This is a genomic window from Methyloceanibacter marginalis (assembly GCF_001723295.1).
Classification (GTDB): Bacteria; Pseudomonadota; Alphaproteobacteria; order Rhizobiales; family Methyloligellaceae; genus Methyloceanibacter; species Methyloceanibacter marginalis.
The window spans coordinates 1-1,232 of record NZ_LPWD01000085.1 but is presented as its reverse complement, the minus strand read 5'-3'; the positions used below and the strand labels follow the sequence as shown (position 1 = coordinate 1,232).

General features: G+C 62.1%; 1 protein-coding gene and 1 pseudogene. One reads left to right on the top strand and one right to left on the bottom strand.

Annotated features, from left to right (window positions below; translation table 11 throughout):
• The first annotated feature begins 126 nt into the window (after nt 1-126).
• Complete coding sequence (locus AUC71_RS03935) at nt 127-816, top strand: hypothetical protein (protein ID WP_069623214.1); 690 nt, start codon at nt 127-129, stop codon at nt 814-816.
• A gap of 7 nt (nt 817-823) precedes the next feature.
• Here the strand turns inward: AUC71_RS03935 and AUC71_RS20780 are convergent.
• Nucleotides 824-1,232, bottom strand: a pseudogene (locus AUC71_RS20780) (type I pantothenate kinase); the annotation flags it as partial.

The following is a 1,232-nucleotide window of genomic DNA, read 5'->3' as shown; positions in this document are numbered from 1 at the left end:
CTCGGCTATTGGGGCGCTTCCGCGTTTCGGGTTCGGTCAAGGGCTTCTGGTCCAACGTCGAGGACGATCACACGACAAAGTGCCAGGGCGCTCCCGGATCCGCGCGCTGCGTGATCATCGACCCGAATGACGCATCGGGCGCCGTGGGGTCGTTATCTCCGCACCAAGACCGAGCGCGACGCCGACTATTGGGGCGCCAGCGCCGAGCTGAAATTCGCCACCGGCGCGCCGAAAGAGGTCAAGCCGCAGATTTATCGCAACGACTATTTCATCGCCGGCTTCGACGTTCGCGGCATCGACCAGGACAACAGGCTTAACGGCGTCCAGGGTCCGCTCGACGTGTTCACCTATAGTGAGACGCTCGATACGACCTATACCGGCGGCTATATCGGCTTCGGCGGTGAATACAGCTTCGGCTTCATTCCCGGCATCAAGAATGTCGGCGGCTTCTACGACCGTCTCGGCTTGCGCACCTACGTGAACGCTACAGCCGGTCTCTACAACGCCGAGACCGATTATACGGGCCGCTTCGACTACAGGTTCTTCCCCACCCCGACATCCAACGTGTCGCGGTCGGACGACGACCTTGCCTTCATCGGCACCGTGTCGCTGGAGACCCGCAAGCAGATCGGCGACCGCACCAGCCTGTCGCTGTGGACCGACTATGAGTACATCTCCTCGGTCCCGAAGATGATATATGCCGGCCCCAATAGCCCGACGCGGATCGACGACGAGGCGGTCTTCGCCACCCGCACCATGCTCCGGCTGAATATCGGGCTTGGCTCGCAGATGCTCTACAACGGCCAGGGCTACTAGCCTCTAATCACAGCTTCCTGAGCGCCACGCTTTCCACCGCGTGGTCGGCGCCTTTGCGCAGGATGAGGTCGGCACGCTGGCGCGTGGGCAGGATATTCTCTTTCAGATTGACGAGATTGATCGTCCGCCAGATCGACAGCCCGGTTTCGCGCGCTCCTCCTCCGACAACGTGGCGTAGCGGTGGAAGTAGGAGGCGGGATCGCGGAACGCGGTCTGGCGCAGGCGCAGGAAGCGCTCGACATACCAGGCCTCGACCAGTTCCTCGCTGGCGTCGATATAGATCGAAAAATCGAAGAAGTCCGAGACGAACGGGATTACCTCGCCGTCCTTCGGCAGCCTGGCCGGCTGGAGCACGTTGAGCCCTCGACGATGACGATGTCCGGCTGCTCCACCACCAGCGTCTGGTCGGGAAGCAC